The 21,621-nt window shown below is 60.4% G+C and carries 16 protein-coding genes; 10 read left to right on the forward strand and 6 right to left on the reverse strand.

Features of this window, described 5'->3' with window-relative positions; all coding sequences use genetic code 11:
- Positions 1–10: 10 nt before the first annotated feature.
- Together LPQ25_RS21715 and sgrT are read right to left on the reverse strand one after the other, a co-directional pair.
- Positions 11–1,195 carry a sugar efflux transporter gene (locus tag LPQ25_RS21715; protein WP_004147046.1) on the reverse strand — a complete coding sequence of 395 codons (1,185 nt, stop codon included), beginning with the start codon at positions 1,193–1,195 and terminating at the stop codon, positions 11–13.
- Positions 1,196–1,462: 267 nt separating this feature from the next.
- The gene (sgrT, locus tag LPQ25_RS21720) at positions 1,463–1,615 is read right to left on the reverse strand and encodes a glucose uptake inhibitor SgrT (RefSeq protein ID WP_002888448.1); all 153 of its coding nucleotides are present in this window, start codon (positions 1,613–1,615) and stop codon (positions 1,463–1,465) included.
- An 87-nt stretch (positions 1,616–1,702) separates the two neighbouring features.
- Here sgrT and sgrR point away from each other — a divergent pair, with 87 nt between their 5' ends.
- The 4 genes from sgrR (at position 1,703) to thiQ (ending at position 6,902) form a co-directional block, all read left to right on the forward strand.
- On the forward strand, positions 1,703–3,358 hold the full coding sequence (gene sgrR / locus LPQ25_RS21725; protein WP_004147044.1) for an HTH-type transcriptional regulator SgrR: 1,656 nt from the start codon (positions 1,703–1,705) through the stop codon (positions 3,356–3,358).
- 289 nt (positions 3,359–3,647) lie between these two features.
- On the forward strand, positions 3,648–4,631 hold the full coding sequence (gene thiB, locus LPQ25_RS21730) for a thiamine ABC transporter substrate binding subunit (protein WP_012737394.1): 984 nt from the start codon (positions 3,648–3,650) through the stop codon (positions 4,629–4,631).
- On the forward strand, positions 4,607–6,217 hold the full coding sequence (gene thiP, locus LPQ25_RS21735; protein WP_234599487.1) for a thiamine/thiamine pyrophosphate ABC transporter permease ThiP: 1,611 nt from the start codon (positions 4,607–4,609) through the stop codon (positions 6,215–6,217). Before thiB ends, thiP begins: the two co-directional genes overlap by 25 nt.
- On the forward strand, positions 6,201–6,902 hold the full coding sequence (gene thiQ, locus LPQ25_RS21740) for a thiamine ABC transporter ATP-binding protein ThiQ (protein ID WP_004145970.1): 702 nt from the start codon (positions 6,201–6,203) through the stop codon (positions 6,900–6,902). Before thiP ends, thiQ begins: the two co-directional genes overlap by 17 nt.
- Here the strand turns inward: thiQ and LPQ25_RS21745 are convergent.
- Positions 6,889–7,656, reverse strand: coding sequence for a DedA family protein (locus LPQ25_RS21745; RefSeq protein ID WP_002888373.1), 768 nt, complete (start codon positions 7,654–7,656; stop codon positions 6,889–6,891). The genes thiQ and LPQ25_RS21745 overlap by 14 nt on opposite strands.
- A gap of 128 nt (positions 7,657–7,784) precedes the next feature.
- Entirely contained in the window at positions 7,785–8,630 is an 846-nt protein-coding gene (gene araC, locus LPQ25_RS21750; RefSeq protein ID WP_004145972.1) for an arabinose operon transcriptional regulator AraC, read from the reverse strand.
- A gap of 337 nt (positions 8,631–8,967) precedes the next feature.
- On the opposite strand from araC, the gene araB reads away from it, so the two are divergent.
- From araB to rluA, 6 genes are all read left to right on the forward strand, one after another.
- Positions 8,968–10,677 carry a ribulokinase gene (gene araB / locus LPQ25_RS21755; protein ID WP_012737392.1) on the forward strand — a complete coding sequence of 570 codons (1,710 nt, stop codon included), beginning with the start codon at positions 8,968–8,970 and terminating at the stop codon, positions 10,675–10,677.
- A 10-nt stretch (positions 10,678–10,687) separates the two neighbouring features.
- Positions 10,688–12,190: an L-arabinose isomerase gene (gene araA, locus LPQ25_RS21760; protein WP_004177424.1), complete on the forward strand. Its 1,503-nt coding sequence runs from the start codon at positions 10,688–10,690 to the stop codon at positions 12,188–12,190.
- A gap of 137 nt (positions 12,191–12,327) precedes the next feature.
- Positions 12,328–13,023, forward strand: a complete 696-nt coding sequence (araD, locus tag LPQ25_RS21765; RefSeq protein WP_002888353.1) for an L-ribulose-5-phosphate 4-epimerase — start codon at positions 12,328–12,330, stop codon at positions 13,021–13,023.
- A 175-nt stretch (positions 13,024–13,198) separates the two neighbouring features.
- Positions 13,199–15,556, forward strand: a complete 2,358-nt coding sequence (gene polB, locus LPQ25_RS21770) for a DNA polymerase II (RefSeq protein ID WP_012737391.1) — start codon at positions 13,199–13,201, stop codon at positions 15,554–15,556.
- 187 nt (positions 15,557–15,743) lie between these two features.
- Complete coding sequence (rapA, locus tag LPQ25_RS21775) at positions 15,744–18,650, forward strand: RNA polymerase-associated protein RapA (protein ID WP_004178574.1); 2,907 nt, start codon at positions 15,744–15,746, stop codon at positions 18,648–18,650.
- Positions 18,651–18,662: 12 nt separating this feature from the next.
- Positions 18,663–19,322: a bifunctional tRNA pseudouridine(32) synthase/23S rRNA pseudouridine(746) synthase RluA gene (gene rluA / locus LPQ25_RS21780; RefSeq protein WP_004145980.1), complete on the forward strand. Its 660-nt coding sequence runs from the start codon at positions 18,663–18,665 to the stop codon at positions 19,320–19,322.
- A gap of 74 nt (positions 19,323–19,396) precedes the next feature.
- On the opposite strand, the gene citX is transcribed toward rluA, so the two are convergent.
- Together citX and LPQ25_RS21790 are read right to left on the reverse strand one after the other, a co-directional pair.
- A complete protein-coding gene (citX, locus tag LPQ25_RS21785) occupies positions 19,397–19,936 on the reverse strand; it encodes a citrate lyase holo-[acyl-carrier protein] synthase (RefSeq protein WP_002888347.1) in 540 nt (179 codons plus the stop codon).
- Positions 19,937–20,115: 179 nt separating this feature from the next.
- On the reverse strand, positions 20,116–21,480 hold the full coding sequence (locus LPQ25_RS21790; RefSeq protein WP_002888345.1) for a 2-hydroxycarboxylate transporter family protein: 1,365 nt from the start codon (positions 21,478–21,480) through the stop codon (positions 20,116–20,118).
- Between the last annotated feature and the right edge of the window lie 141 nt (positions 21,481–21,621).

Here is a 21,621-nt window from a genome sequence, read left to right on the forward strand (position 1 = left end):
GGGCGAGTAGTCAGATATCCTTCACCTTGCTGGTCAAAAACAGCGTCACCAGCGAAATGGCCGCGATCGTCCAGTAGACGCTGGCGTGACCATAGCTCTGGGACAGCGCCCCCTGCATCACGCCGGCAAGGATCACGCCGGTGGAAATACTGTTGGTGAACAGGGTGGTCGCCGCTCCCGCCCGTCCCGGCATTAAATCCTGGAACCACAGCATGCCTATCCCGGCGATAATGCCGATAAAGATGGCATTGAACAGCTGCAGAGCCAGCAGCGCCGTGCGACCATGAAACAGGATCAGTCCGGCATAAAACAGCACGCCGGCGGCCACCGCCGCCACCATCATTTTACGTTTGCCAAAGCGCTTTACGTAGTAGCCGGCGAGGATCATCGCCGGTATCTCCAGCCCGGCGGCAGTGCCCATCAGGATCCCGGCCAGGCTGTCGGGAAGCCCGAGATCGCTGCTGATCCACAGCGGCATATCAATGATGTACATGGTGTTGCAGGTCCACATCAGGGTGGAGGCGATAAACAGCATACGCACGTTCTTGTCCTGCCAGCCGCCGGCCTGCGCTAGCGCCGCCGCCTCCTCCGAGGGCTGTTCCACACGCGGAACCGAAGGCAGTTTGATGGCAATCAGAGCGAGGCTAATGACAAAAATGCCCGCCGCAATGGAGAACATGGTGGTGAAGCCATAGTTGAGCGCCAGCATAAAGGCCAGCGGCGGGCCAATCACCCAAGCCAGCGACAGCTGGGCGCGCATGACCGAGCTGAACATCACCACTTCCCGCGCCGAGCTGTCGGCGTACTCCCGCGCCAGCGCGAAGAGCTGCGGCATGGCCGCGTTGGCAATGGATGCCAGCATCACGCCGCAGGTGATCAGCGTCAGATAGTGGCGGTTGAAGGCAAACAGCAGCGCATTACCCACCGCCATCAGACAGCAGAACATAATCAACCGCCGCCGGTCGCCGCGGCTATCGGAGCGCTTGGCCAGCCACAGGCTAACCAGGATCCCGGCGATGGCGTTTACGGTATAGAACAGGCCCACCCAGAACGGTTGCGCCCCCACTTCGCGGCTGAGAAACAAACTCAACGTCGGCGCCTGCAACGCGCCCGCCACGCCCATCATAAAAGCAACCAGCATAAAGGCGGCATAGACGCCGTTAAGCCGTCGTCCCATCGTCATCAACCACAGCATGGAATGTCCTTAACACACGCGAAGAAAACGAAAAAAGCCAGCAGAGGCTTTCTGCTGGCGGGTGATTCTATACTCTATGGATTTCATGCTGCAGGACAAAACGGTTAACCATTTTGCGCCGCGCTCGCGCTGGCCCTGAAAAGGTGAGTCCCGTAGAGGCGAATCACGCAGCCCGAACATACGGCCCAGGAAGCATCGACAGCGCACCTGCAGTTTGAAAAACGACGAGTATAACACCAATACTCAGTCACACATGATGTCTGCAAGTCAATGATCAGAGGTCGTTGACGTCACTCCCCACTGCATCAGTTCCCCCAGAATTTCCTGCTGTCGTCCTGCCATCAGGCGGGCCAGCCAGGACGCTTCCTGCGTCGCAGAAAAGTAGCGTTGGTAGAACGATTTTGCGGTAGACCTCATCATATTCACCTCCTCGCTTCATCGGGATTCATTATTGGCTTAATATAGGAAGTAATAAATTGCTGAGTTTTGCGCAGGAGTTCCCCTTTTATGTCTTCCGGCCGTCTGCAACAACAGTTCATTCGCCTATGGCAGTGCTGCGACGGCAAGTCGCAGGAGACCACCCTTAACGAGCTGGCGGAAATGCTGAGCTGCTCGCGCCGCCATATGCGCACCCTGCTCAATATGATGGAGTCCCGCGGCTGGCTGACCTGGGAAGCGGAGGCAGGCCGCGGCAAGCGTTCGCGGCTAACCTTTCTCTATACCGGCCTCGCCCTTCAGCAGCAACGTGCCGAAGATCTCCTTGAGCAGGATCGCATCGATCAGCTGGTGCAGTTGGTCGGCGATAAGGCTGCCGTCCGCCAGATGCTGGTCTCGCATCTCGGCCGCAGCTTCCGCCAGGGGCGGCACATCCTGCGCGTGCTCTACTATCGTCCGATGAAGAATTTGCTGCCCGGTAGCGCGCTGCGGCGTTCGGAAACGCATATTGCCCGGCAAATATTCAGCGCCCTGACGCGGGTAAATGAGGAAAATGGGGAACTGGAAGCCGATATTGCCCACCACTGGCAGCAGCTGACCCCCACCCACTGGCGCTTTTTCCTCCGTCCCGGCATCCATTTTCACCATGGCCGTGAGCTGGAGATGGCCGATGTGATCGCCTCTCTGCAGCGCAGCAATGCCCTGCCGCTCTATTCACATATCGAACGCATCGAATCGCCCACCGCCTGGACCCTGGATATTCATCTGCGCCAGCCCGACCGCTGGCTGCCCTGGCTGCTGGGGCAGGTACCGGCGATGGTGCTGCCGCAGGAGTGGCAGACCATGAACCACTTTTCCTCCATGCCGGTCGGCACCGGCCCCTATGCCGTGGTGCGTAACAACCAGAATCAGCTCAAGATCCATGCCTTTGAGGACTATTTTGGCTACCGGGCGCTGATCGATGAGGTGAACGTCTGGGTGCTGCCGGAGATTAGCGAAGAGCCTAACGGCGGCCTGACGCTGCAGGGCAATACCGAAAGCGAAAAAGCGGTAGAGAGTCGCCTGGAAGAGGGCTGCTATTACCTGCTGTTCGACTCGCGAAGCCCGCTGGGGGCCAACGACGCGGTGCGCCGCTGGCTAAGCTATCTGTTTCAGCCCGCCAACCTGCTCTACCATGCGGGCGAACACTACCAGGGCAACTGGTTTCCCGCCTACGGCCTGCTGCCGCGCTGGCATCATGCCAGCAACCACGCCTGCGAGAAGCCGGCGGGGCTGGAGACAGTCACCCTTACCTACTACCGCGATCACGTCGAACATCGGGTGATCGGCGGGATCATGCGCGACCTGCTGGCGGCGCATCAGGTAAAGCTGGAGATCCAGGAGCTGGAGTACGATGCCTGGCATCGCGGCGAGGTGGTCAGCGATATCTGGCTCAACAGCGTGAACTTCACCTTACCGATCGAATTTTCGCTCTTCGCCTATCTGTACGAAGTCCCGCTGATTCAGCGCTGCATTCCCATTGACTGGCAGGCAGACGCCTGCCGCTGGCGAGCAGGAGAGTTTAATCCGGCCACCTGGAGCCAGCGGCTGCTGGCCAGGCAACATATCGTGCCGCTGATCCACCACTGGCTGATGATTCAGGGTCAGCGCAGTATGCGCGGCGTGAGGATGAATACCCTCGGCTGGTTCGATTTTAAATCCGCATGGTTTGCGCCGCCGGAGCCGTAAGCGCTTTCCGTCATCTGACAAAATCATTACACTAAGGCCGTTCTCAACGGGGTGCTAATAAACATACGTAATATCATTCAAGTTGCATCAAGGCAGCAAGCGGGTGAACCCCCTGGAGCATAGATAACTATGTGACTGGGGTGAACGCGCGAAGCTAACGCAGATGCGGCTTGAAGGATGAAGCGTATGGGCTGAGAAAATACCCGTCGAACCTGATCCGGATAACGCCGGCGAAGGGATTTGAGGCTCACTCAAAATCCTTTGCCACCCCTTTTTTCTGAGGTGCAAAGTGTTGAAAAAATTACTCCCGCTGCTGGCGCTGGTCGCCATGCCCGCTTTGGCTAAGCCTGTTCTTACCGTCTATACCTATGACTCCTTCTCTGCCGACTGGGGCCCCGGCCCGGCGGTCAAAAAAGCCTTTGAAGCGGAGTGCGGCTGCGAGCTGAAGTTCGTCGCGCTGGAAGATGGCGTTTCGCTACTGAATCGCCTGCGCATGGAAGGCAAAAACAGCAAGGCCGACGTCGTGCTTGGCCTTGATAACAACCTGCTGGAAGCCGCGGCGCAGAGTAAACTGTTTGCCAAAAGCAACGTACCCGCCAGCGCGGTCAGCGTGCCGGGCGGCTGGGATAATGACACCTTTGTTCCCTACGACTACGGCTATTTCGCCTTCGTCTATGACAAAAACAAACTGGCTAATCCACCGAAGAGCCTGAAAGAGCTGGTCGAGGGCCCGCAAAAATGGCGGGTCATCTATGAAGATCCGCGTACCAGCACCCCGGGACTGGGCCTGCTGCTGTGGATGCAAAAGGTCTATGGCGATCAAGCGCCCGAGGCCTGGCAGAAGCTGGCCGCGAAAACCGTTACCGTCACCAAAGGCTGGAGCGAAGCCTATGGCCTGTTCCTGAAAGGGGAAAGCGACCTGGTGTTGAGCTATACCACCTCGCCGGCCTACCACATGATTGAAGAGAAGAAAGACAACTATGCGGCGGCGAACTTCGCCGAGGGCCACTATCTGCAGGTCGAAGTTGCCGCGCGTACCGCCGCCAGCAAGCAGCCGGAACTGACGGAAAAATTCCTCAAATTTATGGTATCTCCTGGCTTCCAGAACGCCATCCCTACCGGCAACTGGATGTATCCGGTGACCCAGGTCACCCTGCCGGCCGGGTTTGATACCCTGGTGAAGCCGCAGACCACCCTGTCCTTTACCCCACAGCAGGTCGCCAGCGAGCGTCAAACCTGGATTAGCGCATGGCAACGCGCCGTCAGCCGCTAAACCTTCGCGGGCTGATGCCGGGCCTGTTCGCCGCTACGCTGCTGTGCGCTGTCGCGCTGGCGGCGTTTCTGGCGCTGTGGTTTAGCGCCCCCGGCGCGGGCTGGCAATCGGTCTTCAGCGATAGCTACCTGTGGCATGTGGTCCGCTTCTCCTTCTGGCAGGCGTCGTTGTCAGCGCTGATCTCGCTGGGACCAGCCATCTTTCTCGCCCGCGCGCTTTATCGGCGTCGCTTCCCGGGCCGTACGCTGCTGCTGCGCCTGTGCGCGATGACCCTGATCCTGCCGGTGCTGGTGGCGGTGTTCGGCATCCTCAGCGTCTATGGCCGCCAGGGCTGGCTGGCCTCACTATTTCACGCGCTCGGCTGGCAATGGGAGTTCTCGCCCTACGGTCTGCAGGGCATCCTGCTGGCGCACGTCTTTTTCAATATGCCGATGGCGACCCGCCTGCTGCTGCAGGCGCTGGAGAACATTCCCGGCAAGCAGCGGCAAATTGCCGCCCAGCTTGGCATGCGCGGCTATGCCTTTTTCCGCCTCGTCGAATGGCCGTGGCTGCGCCGGCACATTCCCGCCGTCGCCGCGCTGATTTTTATGCTCTGCTTCGCCAGCTTCGCCACCGTGCTCTCGCTGGGCGGCGGCCCGAAAGCCACCACGATCGAGTTGGCTATCTACCAGGCGCTGAGCTTTGACTACGATCCGGCGCGAGCGGCAATGCTGGCGCTGATCCAGATGCTCTGCTGCCTTGGGCTGGTGCTGCTTAGCCAGCGTCTGAGTAAAGCCGTCGCCATCGGCGTCAGCCATGTGCGCGGCTGGCGCGACCCTGACGATCGCCTGCATAGCCGCCTGAGCGACGGGTTGCTGATCGGCGCCGCCCTGCTGCTGCTGCTCCCGCCGCTGCTGGCGGTCATCGTCGACGGGATCAACCGTAATATGCTGGACGTGCTGGCGCAGCCAGCGCTCTGGCAGGCATTGAGCACCTCTCTACGCATCGCCATCGCCGCCGGGCTATTGAGCGTGACCCTGACGATGATGCTGTTATGGAGCAGCCGGGAGCTGCGCGCTCGCCAGCGGCCGTTGGCCGGGCAGGCAATGGAGCTGAGCGGCATGCTGATCCTTGCGATGCCGGGAATTGTGCTGGCGACCGGCTTCTTCCTGCTGCTCAATAACACTATCGGCCTGCCGGAGTCCGCCGACGGCATCGTCATCTTCACTAATGCCCTGATGGCGATCCCCTATGCGCTGAAAGTACTGGAAAACCCGATGCGCGACATTGCCGCCCGCTACAGCATGCTGTGCCAGTCGCTGGGTATTGAAGGCTTTGCCCGGCTGCGGGTGGTCGAGCTTCGCGCTCTCCGGCGCCCGCTGGCCCAGGCGCTCGCCTTCGCCTGCGTACTGTCGATTGGCGATTTCGGCGTGGTGGCGCTGTTCGGCAACGAGGCGTTCCGCACCCTGCCTTTCTATCTGTACCAGCAGATAGGCGCCTACCGCAGCCAGGACGGGGCCGTCACCGCCCTGCTCCTGCTGCTACTCTGTTTCTTGTTGTTTACGCTGATTGAAAAACTTCCGGGGCGTGATGCTAAAACTCAATGATGTGACCTGGCTATACCAGCATCTGCCGATGCGCTTCACCCTCGACGTCGCGCGCGGGGAGCGCATCGCGGTGCTCGGTCCCAGCGGCGCCGGAAAGAGCACCCTGCTGAATCTGATCGCCGGGTTTCTGCCACCCGCCAGCGGCAGCCTGCTGATTAACGGCGAGGCGCATAACGCGACGCCGCCGGCGCAGCGTCCGGTCTCGATGTTGTTTCAGGAGAATAACCTGTTTAACCATCTGACCATTCGACAAAATATCAGCCTCGGGATCCACCCAGGCCTTAAACTGAGCCGCGAGCAGCAGGCGCAGGTCACGGCGATAGCTGGACAGATGGGAATTGATGCGCTGCTGGAACGTCTGCCCGGCGAGCTCTCCGGCGGTCAGCGGCAGCGCGCGGCGCTGGCCCGCTGTCTGGTGCGCCAGCAGCCGGTGCTGCTGCTGGATGAACCCTTCTCGGCGCTCGATCCGGCGCTGCGCCAGGAGATGCTGTCCCTGGTCGCCGATGTCTGCGAGCAGCAGCAGCTCACCCTGCTGATGGTCTCCCACAGCGTAGAGGACGCCGCGCGCATCGCGCCGCGCTCGATGGTGGTCGCCGAAGGGCGCATTGTCTGGGATGGCGCCACCGCCGAGCTGTTAAGCGGCCACAGCAGCGCCTCGCATTTGATGGGGATCAGCGCGCGATGACTTTGTGCAGGATCGCCAGATAGACCGGCATCAGCGGATGGCGGAAGACAAATGTTAACGCTGTAGCCGCCAGCGCGACCATCAGCGGCGACAGCCACAGCAGTCGGCCGCGCGGCAGCCAGCGGGTCAGCCGATCGCCTGAGGTTTTCGCGCTCCGCCACAGCCGCCAGCACAGCCATCCCGCCAGCCAGGCCAGCAGCGCCGCCCCCAATAGCAGCCATTTAAAGCTGGCGCTGTTTTCATCAGCCGGAATATCAATCGCCGCCCCGGCGAGGATGCCCGGAAGGAAATAGAGCGGCGGCCAGAGCAGGCAGCCGATAATATTCGGTAGCACGAACTTGGCCACCGGCAGGTCGAGCATCCCGGCGACCATTGGCACCAGCGGACGCGTCGGTCCGACAAAGCGGCCAATCAGAATGGTGATCATGCTGTGCTGATGCAGCGCATGCTCGGTTTTCTCCAGCAGGGCGCGGTTTTTCTTCATAAACGACCAGCGGTGCAACGGCTTCTTAAAGCGCCAGCCGAGCCAGAATGAAATCCAGTCGCCCAGCAGGCAGCCGACAATCCCCGCCAGCCACGCCTGCCAGAAGTTAACTTCGCCGCCGCCGATGAGCGCCCCAAGGCCAGCCATCATCACCGTGCCGGGTAAGATAAGCCCCACCAGCGCCAGCGACTCGAGAAAGGCCACCAGCATCACGGCTAACAATGAGTAGACCGTGGATTGGGTAATAAAGTGTTCGAGCAATGCTTGCATAATGTACCCGGTTAAAAAACGAAGCCCGGATTCTCCGAAGCCATCGCGCCGTCGTCAAGCCATCAATTGTCTTAATAGTTTACTGGCTGTGACATTTAAGCGGGTCATCATTTCACTTTCTTTACTTTTTATTCACAACCCGCGCGGAATTCGCTCGGGCTGGCCCCGGTGCATTTTTTAAACACGCGGGAAAAATAGAGCTGATCTTCGAAGCCAACGTTGCGCCCAACGGTGGCGATCGGCATCCGCGTGGTGCTGAGCAACAGTTTGGCCTGGCTGATGCGCTGATCCTCCCGCCAGCCGAGGACGCTGACCCCCAGCTGCTGGCGGAACAGGTGCGACAGACGCGAGGGCGACAGGCAAACGTGTTGGGCGACGCTGGCGATATCAAAATGGCTGTCCGCCAGATGGTCGCTGATGTACTGGCAGGCGTCGCGCACCCGGTTGTCCAGCGGCGGATGCAGCGATTCGTTGATCGCCTCCATGCGCCGCAGCAGCAGCTGTTCCAGCAGGTTTATCGCCAGCAGTTCGGAATAGCGCCCCGCCCCCTGCCCGGCATCGACGATCTGGCCGAACAGCTCGCCAAAGCGCGCCTGCCACTGTTCATCCGGACGGAAAAAGCCGGTCTGGGCAAAAATCGTTGGCCAGTTGAGCCACTCGTGCCAGTAGGCGCGCGGGCGGAAGTAGACCCACTGGTGATACCACTCGCTGGCGTCGGGATGGCGGCCATAGTGATGAATTTCCCCGGGCGGGAACAGCAGCATATCGCCCGGCCGGCAGACAAACTGTTCGCCGTGGTTGTTGATCACCCCCTCGCCGCGGATCGTCAGATTGAGAATATAGCCTTTCATACCCAGCGGGCGGTCGATAAAGAAATCCAGGTATCCCTGCGCCTCAATCGGCGTCAGGCCGGTGACCAGATGAGCGTTAAAAGAGTAGCCCGGCAGCAGCGGATCGTTTTGCGTTTCGGCCATACGCGTGGTTCTCCCCGAAGGTATCAGTGGCACCAATTGTCCATATTCATCATTTTATCGCTCTCGGCCCTGTCGCGACTGCGACGGCGGTGGGAATTTGGCGAAAAACCCGCACAGCAAGCGAAAAAAGCGCCAGCAGCGTGCATTCCACCGTGATATGCCGGGTAACAAAAGTGTCTATAAATACGGCAGAAAAGTCCACATCGAATATTTGCACGGCGTCACACTTTGCAAGGTAACAGCAAAATAATCCATAAGATTAGCGAATCCGGCCTGACGGATTTTGCCGGGGATATCTACTGTTGCTGCATGAATGATTTCTGCATGGAGTAACAAGATGGCAATTGCGATTGGCCTCGACTTTGGTAGTGACTCAGTCCGCGCTCTGGCGGTGGAATGCGCGTCCGGCGCAGAGCTGGCGACCAGCGTGGAGTGGTATCCGCGCTGGCGGGAAGGACAGTATTGCGATGGCGCTAACAACCGCTTCCGCCATCACCCGCGAGATTACATCGAGTCCATGGAAGCGGCGCTGAAAAGCGTGCTCGCTTCGCTGAGCGCCGAACAGCGCGCCGACGTCGTGGGCATTGGCGTCGACAGCACCGGCTCAACTCCGGCTCCCGTCGATGCCGAGGGCAACGTGCTGGCGCTGCGCGAAGAATTCGCTGACAACCCTAACGCCATGTTTGTCCTGTGGAAGGATCACACCGCGGTCGAGGAAGCCGAGGCGATCACCCGCCTGTGCCACCAGCCGGGCAAAGAGGATTACTCGCGCTATATCGGCGGGATCTACTCCAGCGAATGGTTCTGGGCCAAAATCCTCCACGTCACCCGCGAAGATAGCGCTGTCGCCCAGGCAGCCGCCTCGTGGGTAGAGCTTTGCGACTGGGTGCCCGCCCTGCTCTCCGGTACTACGCGTCCGCAGGATCTGCGCCGCGGCCGCTGCAGCGCCGGACATAAATCGCTGTGGCATGAGAGCTGGGGCGGTCTGCCGCCGGCCAGCTTCTTCGATGAGCTTGATCCCATCATCAACCAGCATCTGGCCTGGCCGCTGTTCACCGATACCTGGACGGCCGATGTGCCGGTCGGCACGCTGAGCGCAGAGTGGGCCCAGCGCCTGGGTCTGCCGCAGAGTGTGGCCATCTCTGGCGGCGCCTTCGACTGCCACATGGGCGCCGTTGGCGCCGGCGCGCAGCCTAACGCGCTGGTGAAAGTCATCGGCACCTCCACCTGCGACATTCTGATCGCCGATAAAGAGAGCGTCGGCGAGCGCACGGTCAAAGGCATCTGCGGCCAGGTCGACGGCAGCGTGGTTCCACACTTTATCGGCATGGAGGCAGGCCAGTCCGCCTTCGGCGATATTTACGCCTGGTTTGGCCGCATTCTCGGCTGGCCGCTGGAGCAGCTGGCTCAGCAGCAGCCGGCGTTGCGCGAGCAAATCAAAGCCAGTCAAAAACAGTTACTGCCGGCGCTCACCGAAGCCTGGGCCAACAATCCATCGCTGGAGCATCTGCCGGTGGTGCTCGACTGGTTCAACGGCCGCCGCACGCCGAATGCCAACCAGCGCCTGAAAGGGGTGATCACCGACCTTAACCTGGCCACCGACGCGCCGGCGCTGTTCGGCGGTCTGATCGCCGCCACCGCCTTCGGCGCTCGCGCCATTATGGAGTGCTTCACCGAGCAGGGGATCCCGGTTAACAACGTCATGGCGCTTGGCGGTATCGCGCGGAAAAACCAGGTCATCATGCAGGCCTGCTGCGACGTGCTGAACCGTCCGCTGCAGATTGTCGCCTCCGATCAGTGCTGCGCGCTGGGGGCGGCTATCTTCGCCGCCGTCGCCGCCGGCGTCTATGAGGATATTCCAGCCGCCCAACAGCGGATGGCAAGCCAGGTGGAAACTACCCTGCAGCCGCGTCCGGCGCAGGCACAGCGTTTCGAACAACTCTATCAGCGCTACCAGCAGTGGTCGGTCAGCGCGGAACAACACTATCTCCCTTCGGCTGCAAAGGCGGAAAAAGCCCCGCAATCTCAGGCAGCGCTCACCCATTAAGGATACGAAAATGACGATTTTTGATAACTATGAAGTATGGTTCGTTATTGGCAGCCAACATCTGTACGGCCCGGAAGCCCTGCGCCAGGTGACGAAGCATGCCGAACATGTGGTGAACAGCCTGAATGCGGAAGCCAAACTGCCGTGCAAACTGGTCCTTAAGCCGCTGGGCACCACCCCGGACGAGATCACCCATATCTGCCGCGACGCCAACTACGATGACAAATGCGCCGGGTTAGTGGTCTGGCTGCATACCTTCTCGCCGGCAAAAATGTGGATCAACGGCCTGACCATCCTCAATAAGCCGCTGCTGCAGTTCCATACTCAGTACAACGCCGCGCTGCCGTGGGACAGCATCGATATGGACTTTATGAACCTGAACCAGACCGCGCACGGCGGCCGCGAGTTCGGCTTCATCGGCGCCCGCATGCGCCAACAGCACAGCGTGGTCACCGGCCACTGGCAGGATAAAGAGGCCCACCAGCGTATCGGCGGCTGGATGCGTCAGGCGGTCTCCAAACAGGATACCCGTCATCTGAAAGTGTGCCGTTTCGGCGATAACATGCGCGAAGTGGCGGTGACCGACGGCGATAAAGTCGCCGCACAGATTAAGTTTGGCTTCTCGGTGAACACCTGGGCGGTCGGCGATCTGGTGCAGGTGGTGAACAGCATCAGCGACGGCGATATCAGCGCCCTGGTCGATGAATATGAGAGCAGCTACCGTCTGACCCCGGCAGCGCAGGTTCACGGCGAGAAGCGCCAGAACGTGCTGGACGCCGCGCGCATTGAGCTGGGGATGAAACGCTTCCTCGAACAGGGCGGTTTCCACGCCTTTACCACCACCTTTGAAGATCTCCACGGCCTGAAACAGCTCCCGGGTCTCGCCGTACAGCGCCTGATGCAGCAGGGCTACGGCTTTGCCGGCGAGGGCGACTGGAAAACCGCCGCTCTGCTTCGCATCATGAAGGTGATGTCAACTGGTCTGCAGGGCGGCACCTCCTTTATGGAGGATTACACCTACCACTTCGACAATGGTAACGATCTGGTGCTCGGCTCGCACATGCTGGAAGTGTGCCCGACGATCGCCACCGCCGAGAAACCGATCCTCGACGTTCAGCCGCTGGGCATCGGCGGCAAAGCGGATCCAGCGCGCCTGATCTTCAATACTCAAACCGGCCCGGCGATCGTCGCCAGCCTGATCGACCTGGGAGACCGCTTCCGTCTGCTGGTCAATACCATCGAAACCGTCCCAACGCCGCACGATCTGCCGAAGCTGCCGGTGGCCAACGCCCTGTGGAAAGCGCAGCCGGATCTGCGTACCGCGTCGGAAGCCTGGATCATCGCCGGCGGCGCGCACCATACCGTCTTCAGCCATGCGCTGAACCTCGACGATATGCGCCAGTTCGCCGAGCTGCATGATATCGAGCTGACCGTCATCGACAACGATACCCGTCTGCCGTCCTTCAAGGACGCGCTGCGCTGGAATGAAGTGTATTACGGTTCAAAACGCTAAGAGGCCGTCCCCTCACCCTTCCCCTCTCCCCGTTGGGGAGAGGGGACCGACCGGGCGCCATGCCGCCTTTCTCCCTCTCCCGCCGGGAGAGGGTCGGGGTGAGGGATACCCGACTCGCCTGCTATTCGGAGCACACTATGTTAGAAGATCTTAAACGCCAGGTGCTGGAAGCTAACCTGGCCCTGCCAAAGCATAATCTGGTGACCTTAACCTGGGGCAACGTCAGCGCCGTCGACCGCGAGAAAGGGGTGTTCGTGATCAAACCCTCCGGCGTGGATTACCGCGTGATGACCGCCGACGATATGGTGGTGGTCAGTCTGGAGAGCGGCGAAGTGGTAGAGGGTAATAAAAAGCCCTCGTCGGATACCCCGACCCATCGCCTGCTGTATCAGGCTTTCCCGACGCTGGGCGGCATTGTGCATACCCATTCGCGCCACGCCACCATCTGGGCGCAGGCCGGGCAATCTATTCCCGCGACCGGCACTACCCATGCCGACTACTTTTATGGCCCGGTGCCCTGCACCCGGTTAATGACCGATGCGGAGATCAACGGCGACTATGAGTGGGAAACCGGCAACGTGATTGTCGAAACCTTCCGCCAGCAGGGAATCGACCCGGCGCAGATGCCCGGCGTGCTGGTCCATTCCCACGGCCCGTTCGCCTGGGGCAAGAACGCCGAAGACGCGGTGCATAACGCCATCGTGCTGGAAGAGATCGCCTATATGGGGATTTTCTGCCGCCAGCTGGCGCCGCAGCTGCCGGCTATGCAGCAAACCCTGCTGGATAAGCACTATCTGCGTAAGCATGGGGCCAAAGCCTACTACGGCCAATAATCACCCTGCTCGCGCTGCGCTTAGCAGGGCCAGGGCTCTGCGCCATCTGGTAGCCTGGATAAGGCGCAAGCCGCAATCCGGGGCAACATTAGCGCCGAACACCTGTATAAAACCCCAGCACCCTTCATGAAACCAGGCTATAATCAGGCCTGGTTTTTTATCGGCGAGAATACCCGTGACCCAGCCACGAGCAGGATTTTTACTCACCCGTCACTGGCGGGACACTCCGCAGGGCACCGAGCTCTCCTTCTGGCTGGCCACCGACGACGGTCCGCTGCAGGTCACCCTCCCGCCGCAGGAGTCCGTCGCCTTTATTCCCGAAGCGCAGCGGGCGCAGGCTGAACGGCTGCTGCAGGGGGAGAAAGGGCTCCGCTTCGCCCCGCTGGCCCTGAAAGATTTCCACCGTCAGCCGATTGTTGGCCTCTACTGCCGCGCCCATCGCCAGTTGATGCGTCTGGAGAAGATGCTCCGCGACAGCGGCGTCACCGTTTACGAAGGCGATATCCGCCCGCCGGAGCGCTATCTGATGGAGCGCTTTATCACCGCCCCGGTGTGGGTGGAAGGCGAAACGCGCGGCTCGCAGCTGGTCAACGCGCGCATGAAGCCGAACCCTGACTATCGTCCGCCGCTGAAATGGGTGTCGCTGGATATCGAAACCAGCCGCCACGGCGAGCTGTACTGCATCGGTCTGGAAGGCTGCGGCCAGCGGGTGGTCTACATGCTGGGCCCCGAACCGGAAACGCCGCCAGACGTCGACTTCGAGCTGGTCTTCATCGCCAGCCGTCCCCTGCTGCTGGAAAAGCTTAACGCCTGGTTTGCCGAACACGACCCCGACGTGCTGATCGGCTGGAACGTAGTGCAGTTCGATCTGCGCGTTCTGCAAAAGCACGCCGAACGCTATCGTATCCCGCTGCGGCTCGGCCGCGGCAACAGCGAGCTGGAGTGGCGTGAGCACGGCTTTAAGAACGGCGTCTATTTCGCCCAGGCCAACGGGCGGCTGATTATCGACGGCATCGACGCGCTAAAATCGGCGTTCTGGAATTTCTCCTCCTTTTCGCTGGAGGCGGTGGCCCGCGAGCTGCTGGGAGAAGGCAAAGCCATCGACAACCCATGGGATCGGATGGATGAGATCGAGCGCCGGTTTCATGAAGACAAACCGGCGCTGGCCATCTATAACCTGCAGGATTGCGAGCTGGTGACGCGGATCTTCCACAAAACGGAGATCATGCCGTTTTTGCTCGAACGAGCGACGGTCAACGGTCTGCCCGCCGACCGCCACGGCGGCTCGGTCGCCGCCTTCAGCCATCTCTATTTCCCGCGCATGCACCGCCTGGGCTACGTGGCGCCGAATCTCGGCGACGTACCGCCGCAGGCGAGCCCCGGCGGCTACGTGATGGACTCCCGCCCCGGCCTGTATGACTCGGTGCTGGTGCTGGACTATAAAAGCCTGTATCCGTCGATTATTCGTACCTTTTTAATCGATCCGGTCGGCCTGGTTGAAGGGCTGGCGCAACCCGATGATCAGCACAGTATCGAGGGCTTCCTCGGCGCCCGCTTCTCGCGAGATAAGCACTGCCTGCCGGGGATTGTCAGCCAGATCTGGCACGGCCGGGATGAAGCCAAACGCCAGCACAATAAGCCGCTCTCCCAGGCGCTGAAGATCATTATGAACGCCTTTTACGGCGTGCTGGGGACCAGCGCCTGCCGCTTCTTCGACCCGCGTCTCGCCTCGTCGATCACCATGCGCGGCCATGCGATCATGCGCCAGACCAAAGCGTTAATTGAAGCCAAAGGCTATGACGTTATCTACGGCGATACCGACTCCACCTTCGTCTGGCTGAAGCGCCCGCACAGCGAAGCCCAGGCGGCGGAGATCGGCCGCGAGCTGGTCAGCGATGTCAACGCCTGGTGGGCGCAGGAGCTTAGCAAAAGCCAGCTTACCAGCGCCCTGGAGCTGGAGTATGAAACCCACTTCTGCCGCTTTTTAATGCCGACGATCCGCGGCGCCGATACCGGCAGCAAGAAGCGCTATGCCGGGATGATTCAGGAGGGCGATGCCCAGCGCATGGTGTTTAAGGGGCTGGAAACGGTGCGTACCGACTGGACGCCGCTGGCCCAGCAGTTTCAACAGGAGTTATACCTGCGCATCTTCCGCAACCAGCCGTATCAGGATTATGTGCGGGAGACTATCGCCAGGCTGATGAACGGCGAGCTCGACGAACAGCTGGTTTATCGCAAACGCCTGCGCCGGCCGCTGGCGGAGTATCAGCGCAACGTACCGCCGCACGTGCGCGCCGCCCGGCTTGCCGATGAACACAACCTGAAGCTTGGGCGGGCGCAGCAGTATCAGCAGCGCGGCACCATCAAATACGTCTGGACCACCAGCGGCCCGGAGCCGGCGGATTACCAGCAGTCGCCGCTCGATTACGATCACTATTTAACAAAGCAGTTGCAGCCGGTGGCGGAAGGGATCCTGCCCTTCGTCAACGATGACTTTGCTACAATAGTGACAGGACAGTTGGGGCTATTTTGATTTTTTGTCACCCATTCCACGGGCACGAAAGCCTAAAAATGAAGCGTGAGGAGAACGTGACGAACGTTCTGCCATCCAGTAATATAGCGCCCTTTCCATTCCTGGCCCCAATTTTGACGCATCTCCGATTGTTCATGGAGATGATCAACTATTGCCTGCAATTAAAGAACTAAAGAGCCGAACATATATGCCTTTTACACTTGGTCAACGCTGGATTAGCGACACAGAGAGCGAACTAGGATTAGGGACGGTGGTAGCGCTGGATGCGCGCATGGTCACTCTCCTTTTCCCCGCCATCGGCGAAAACCGTCTGTACTCTCGCAACGATTCCCCGATCACCCGCGTAATGTTTAACCCGGGCGACACCATCACCAGCCATGAAGGCTGGCAGCTCCACGTTGACAAAGTGAATGAAGAGAACGGGCTGCTGTCCTACACTGGCACCCGCCTGGACACCCAGGAAGCGAACGTCACCCTGCGTGAAGTGCTGCTCGACAGCAAACTGGTATTCAGCAAACCGCAGGACCGCCTGTTCGCCGGCCAAATCGACCGCATGGATCGCTTTGCCCTGCGCTACCGCGCGCGCAAGTTCCAGAGCGAACAGTACCGCATGCCGTGGAGCGGCCTGCGCGGCCAGCGCACCAGCCTGATCCCGCACCAGCTGCATATTGCCCACGATGTGGGCCGTCGTCACGCGCCGCGCGTCCTGCTGGCCGATGAAGTGGGCTTAGGTAAAACCATTGAAGCCGGGATGATCCTGCACCAGCAGCTGCTCTCCGGCGCCGCCGAGCGCGTGCTGATCGTGGTCCCGGAAACCCTCCAGCACCAGTGGCTGGTGGAGATGCTGCGCCGTTTCAACCTGCGTTTCTCGCTGTTCGACGACGAGCGCTACGCCGAAGCGCAGCACGATGCCTACAATCCGTTCGAAACCGAACAGCTGGTGATCTGCTCTTTAGACTTCGTGCGTCGCAGCAAGCAGCGCCTGGAGCACCTGTGCGACGCCGAGTGGGACCTGATGGTGGTCGACGAAGCGCACCACCTGGTGTGGAGCGAAGAGGCGCCGAGCCGTGAATATCAGGCTATTGAACAGCTGGCTGAGCGCGTGCCGGGTATCCTGCTGCTGACCGCGACGCCGGAACAGCTGGGAATGGAGAGCCATTTTGCGCGCCTGCGTCTGTTGGATCCGAACCGCTTCCACGATTTTGAACAGTTTGTCGAAGAACAGCAGAACTACCGTCCGGTGGCCGACGCCGTCGCGCTGCTGCTGGCGGGCAACAAGCTGAGCGATAGCGAACTCAATACCCTGGGCGATCTGATCGGCGAGCAGGATATCGAGCCGCTGCTGCAGGCCGCCAACAGCGATCGCGAAGATGCCCAGGCCGCGCGCCAGGAGCTGATCTCGATGCTGATGGACCGCCACGGCACCAGCCGCGTGCTGTTCCGTAATACCCGTAACGGCGTCAAAGGTTTCCCGAAACGCGAGCTGCACACCATTCGTCTGCCGCTGCCGACCCAGTACCAGACGGCCATCAAAGTGTCCGGCATTATGGGCGCGCGCAAAACCGCGGAAGAGCGCGCGCGCGACATGCTCTATCCGGAGCAGATCTATCAGGAATTTGAAGGTGATACCGGTACCTGGTGGAACTTCGACCCGCGCGTCGAGTGGCTGATGGGTTACCTGACCAGCCATCGCTCGCAGAAGGTGCTGGTAATCTGCGCTAAGGCCGCCACCGCCCTGCAGCTGGAGCAGGTGCTGCGCGAGCGCGAAGGCATCCGCGCCGCGGTGTTCCATGAAGGGATGTCGATTATCGAACGCGACCGCGCCGCGGCGTGGTTTGCTGAAGAAGACACCGGCGCCCAGGTGCTGCTGTGCTCCGAGATCGGCTCCGAAGGACGCAACTTCCAGTTCGCCAGCAACCTGGTGATGTTCGACCTGCCGTTTAACCCGGATCTGCTGGAGCAGCGTATCGGTCGTCTCGACCGTATCGGCCAGGCGCACGATATCCAGATCCACGTTCCGTACCTGGAAAAAACCGCGCAGTCGGTGCTGGTGCGCTGGTATCACGAAGGGCTCGACGCCTTCGAACATACCTGCCCGACCGGTCGCACCGTCTACGACAGCGTTCACGATGAACTGATCAACTATCTTGCGGCGCCGGAATCCACCGACGGCTTTGACGATCTGATCAAATCCTGCCGCCAACAGCATGATGCCCTGAAGGCGCAGCTGGAGCAGGGCCGCGACCGTCTGCTGGAGATCCACTCCAACGGCGGCGAGAAAGCCCAGGCCCTGGCGGAGAGCATCGAAGAGCAGGATGACGACACCAGCCTGATCGCTTTCTCGATGAACCTGTTCGATATCGTCGGCATCAACCAGGACGACCGCGGTGAAAACCTGATCGTCCTCACCCCTTCCGACCATATGCTGGTGCCGGATTTCCCGGGCCTGCCGGAAGACGGTTGCACCATCACCTTCGAACGTGACGTGGCGCTGTCGCGTGAAGATGCGCAATTTATTACCTGGGAACACCCGCTGATACGCAACGGTCTGGACCTGATCCTTTCCGGCGATACCGGCAGCAGCACCATTTCCCTGCTGAAGAACAAGGCGCTGCCGGTCGGCACCCTGCTGCTGGAGCTGATCTATGTCGTCGAAGCGCAGGCGCCGAAGCAGCTGCAGCTCAACCGCTTCCTGCCGGCGACCCCGGTTCGCATGCTGCTGGATAAAAACGGCAACAACCTCGCCGCGCAGGTGGAGTTCGAAAGCTTCAACCGCCAGCTGAGCGCGGTCAACCGCCATACCGGTAGCAAGCTGGTCAATGCGGTGCAGCAGGACGTTCATGCGATTCTGCAGCAGGGTGAAGCGCAGATCGCCAAAGCGGCGCAGGGGCTGATCGACGCGGCGCGTAACGAAGCCGATGAAAAGCTGACGGCGGAGCTATCGCGTCTGGAAGCGCTGAAGGCGGTGAACCCGAACATCCGTGACGACGAACTGGCGGCGATCGAAAGCAACCGTCAGCAGGTGATGGATGCGCTGGCGCAGGCCGGATGGCGTCTGGACGCGCTGCGTCTGATCGTCGTCACTCACCAGTAACGGAACGCGAACATGGCGATGGAAAACTACAATCCGCCGCAGGATCCCTGGCTGGTGATCCTGTATCAGGATGAGCACATCATGGTGGTCAACAAGCCGAGCGGCTTGTTGTCCGTCCCCGGTCGTCTTGAGGAGCATAAAGACAGCGTGATGACGCGCATTCAGCGCGACTTCCCGCAGGCCGAATCGGTGCATCGCCTGGATATGGCCACCAGCGGCGTGATTGTGGTGGCGCTGAATAAAGCCGCCGAGCGTGAACTGAAGCGTCAGTTCCGCGAGCGCGAGCCGAAGAAGCAGTACGTCGCCCGCGTCTGGGGCCATCCGCAGCCGGCGGAAGGCCTCGTGGATTTACCGCTGATTTGCGACTGGCCGAACCGGCCAATGCAGAAGGTGTGCTATGAAACCGGCAAAGCGGCGCAAACCGAATATGAGGTGCTGGAGTACGCAGAGGATAACACCGCCCGCGTGCGCCTGAAGCCGATTACCGGACGGTCGCACCAGCTGCGCGTGCATATGCTGGCGCTGGGGCATCCGATCCTTGGCGACCGCTTCTATGCCACGCCGGAGGCGCTGGCGATGGCCCCGCGCCTGCTGCTGCACGCCGAGACGCTCACCATCACCCATCCTGCCTACGGCAACGCGATGACCTTTCGCGCGCCGATCGACTTTTAACGCTCATACTTCGAGTTGCATGCGGGTTGGCTGCGTGCAACTCGGATTAGTGAGGATACAGAAAACAATCCCGATTAATCGCGGGCGAACCACGCGTCAATCATCTGCTCAACGCGGGCGACGACGAGATCGGTGTCGTGACGACGGCTGCGCGCACAGGCGTGCGCCGGCTCATCGCACAGCAGGCAGCGGCGCTGCGATTCGCCCAGCGACTGGCGTCCCACCAGCCCGTTCTGCGGACAGATTACATCGATATCCCACAGGCGTCCCAGCGGATGACTCTGCTCCAGCGTACTGCACATCGCTTTGATTTCGCTGGCCGGATGCGCTACGCACCACAGCGCTTCTGGCCCGGTCGGCAGCCATAGCACCTGACGATCCAGCGTTTGCCAGCGGTGCTTCCACAGCAGCTGATCGCAGGCCTGGAGGGCAACGCCCATCATATTGCGATAGCGAATGCTGTCCTTCACCGCCCCCGGGGTCACCAGGGTCAGGGAAATAACAGGCTGCTGATAATGGGCCAACCAGTCGGCCTGGCGGGCTGCACGCTGCTCTTTCGCCGCCAGCAATGCGTCGATGCTGACGCCCGCCTGGGCGGGAGTATCCACTGACATTAATTCCTCTCCTACATATGATAAATACGACAGCGCCTGGACTGTCATGATGATGGTTGCGATAGCCGATCGCGCGCTGATTGTAACGCTAAATGCGGAGCATTTAGGATACAGAACGCAGATATTTTCGGCGTTCTGTAGCGGAAAATAGCAGATTTATCGCTGAGCGTAGCGTTATATCACGCCAGATAGTGGCTGAGGAACAGCAACCCCAGCGAGACATTTATCGCCCCGCCGATGCGGGTAGCGATCTGCGCGAACGGCATCAGGCTCATGCGGTTGCCGGCGGTCAGGATCGCCACATCGCCGGTGCCGCCCTGCCCGCTCTGGCAACAGGAAACAATCGCCACATCGATCGGGTGCATCCCTATCTTTTTACCAACCAGGAAACCGGTCGCCACCAGCGCGGAGACGGTACTGACGATCACCAGCAGGTTGGTTAAAGTGAAGGCGTTTACCAGTTCCTGCCACGGAGTGATCGCCACGCCGACGGCAAAGAGGATCGGGTAGGTGACCGCGGTGCGGAAGAATTTATACACCATCTGCGACCCCTCCTGCAGACGCGGAGACACCACGTTAGCCAGCTTTAACAGTACCGCGAGGAACAGCATGCCTACCGGCGCCGGCAGACCAATCAGTTTGTGGCCGAGCATCCCCATCATATACAGCAGTACCGCCAGCAGCGCGCCGGAGGCGAGGGTCCCAACGTCGGTCTTACCGCTCACGCCTTCGCTCTCGCTGAGGCTGCGGGTTTCATGGCTGCGGTTCGGCATCAGTTGCCCTTCGCCGGTCAGATGCGGGAAGCGCTTGCCGAGCTGGTTGAGGCAGCCGGAGATGACGATCGCCGTCAGGCTGCCAAGCATCACCATCGGCAATACCCGGCCCAGGGCCACGCCCTGCTCCATATGCATCAGCGCGGCATAACCCATTGACAGCGGGATCGCCCCCTCTCCCACACCGCCGGCCATAATCGGCAGCACGATAAAGAAGAACACCTGGAACGGCTCCATGCCCAGCAGCGTGCCGACGCCGATGCCCACCAGCATGCCGACCACTTCGCCGCACAGCATCGGGAAGAAGATCTTCAGAAAGCCCTGAATCAGCGTGGTGCGGTTCATACTCATGATGCTGCCGACAATGATGCAGCAGATATAGAGATAGAGAATGTTAGTGGATTTATAGAATTTGGTCGTGGATTCAATAACCACGTCAGGCAGCAGACCATAGTGGACCAGCGCGGAAGGAATAAAGGTGGCGCAGATCGCCGCCGCACCGAGTTTCCCCAGCACCGGGAGGCGTTTACCAAACTCGCCGCAAGCGAAGCCAAAGAAAGCCAGGGTGGCCACCATCACCACGATATCGCTCGGCAGTTTGCCGCCAAGGCAGTCGAGGGCAATCAGTCCTCCGGCCAGCAGAAACAGCGGCAGCGGGACGATCCCCACCTTCCAGTTATCCATGATATGCCACCAGCGCTGCTTGAGCGTGGTTTTCGGCGTATCGATCGGTTCAAGGGTTGCAGAGAATGCATTGTCTGTGGTGCTCATAAATTCAGCCCTGTCGTTATTATTCATTTTCAGCGTAAAGGGACAGCGGCGTCGTTAATGTGAAGCTTCCCAGATTAAAAAAGAAGTTTTAATGGTCACTATGGTTTTTATGGTTTCTATTCGCTGAACTGCCCGGGAGTG

The sequence above is a fragment of the Klebsiella sp. KPN54798 genome (assembly GCF_021184225.1).
Classification (GTDB): domain Bacteria; phylum Pseudomonadota; class Gammaproteobacteria; order Enterobacterales; family Enterobacteriaceae; genus Klebsiella; species Klebsiella pneumoniae.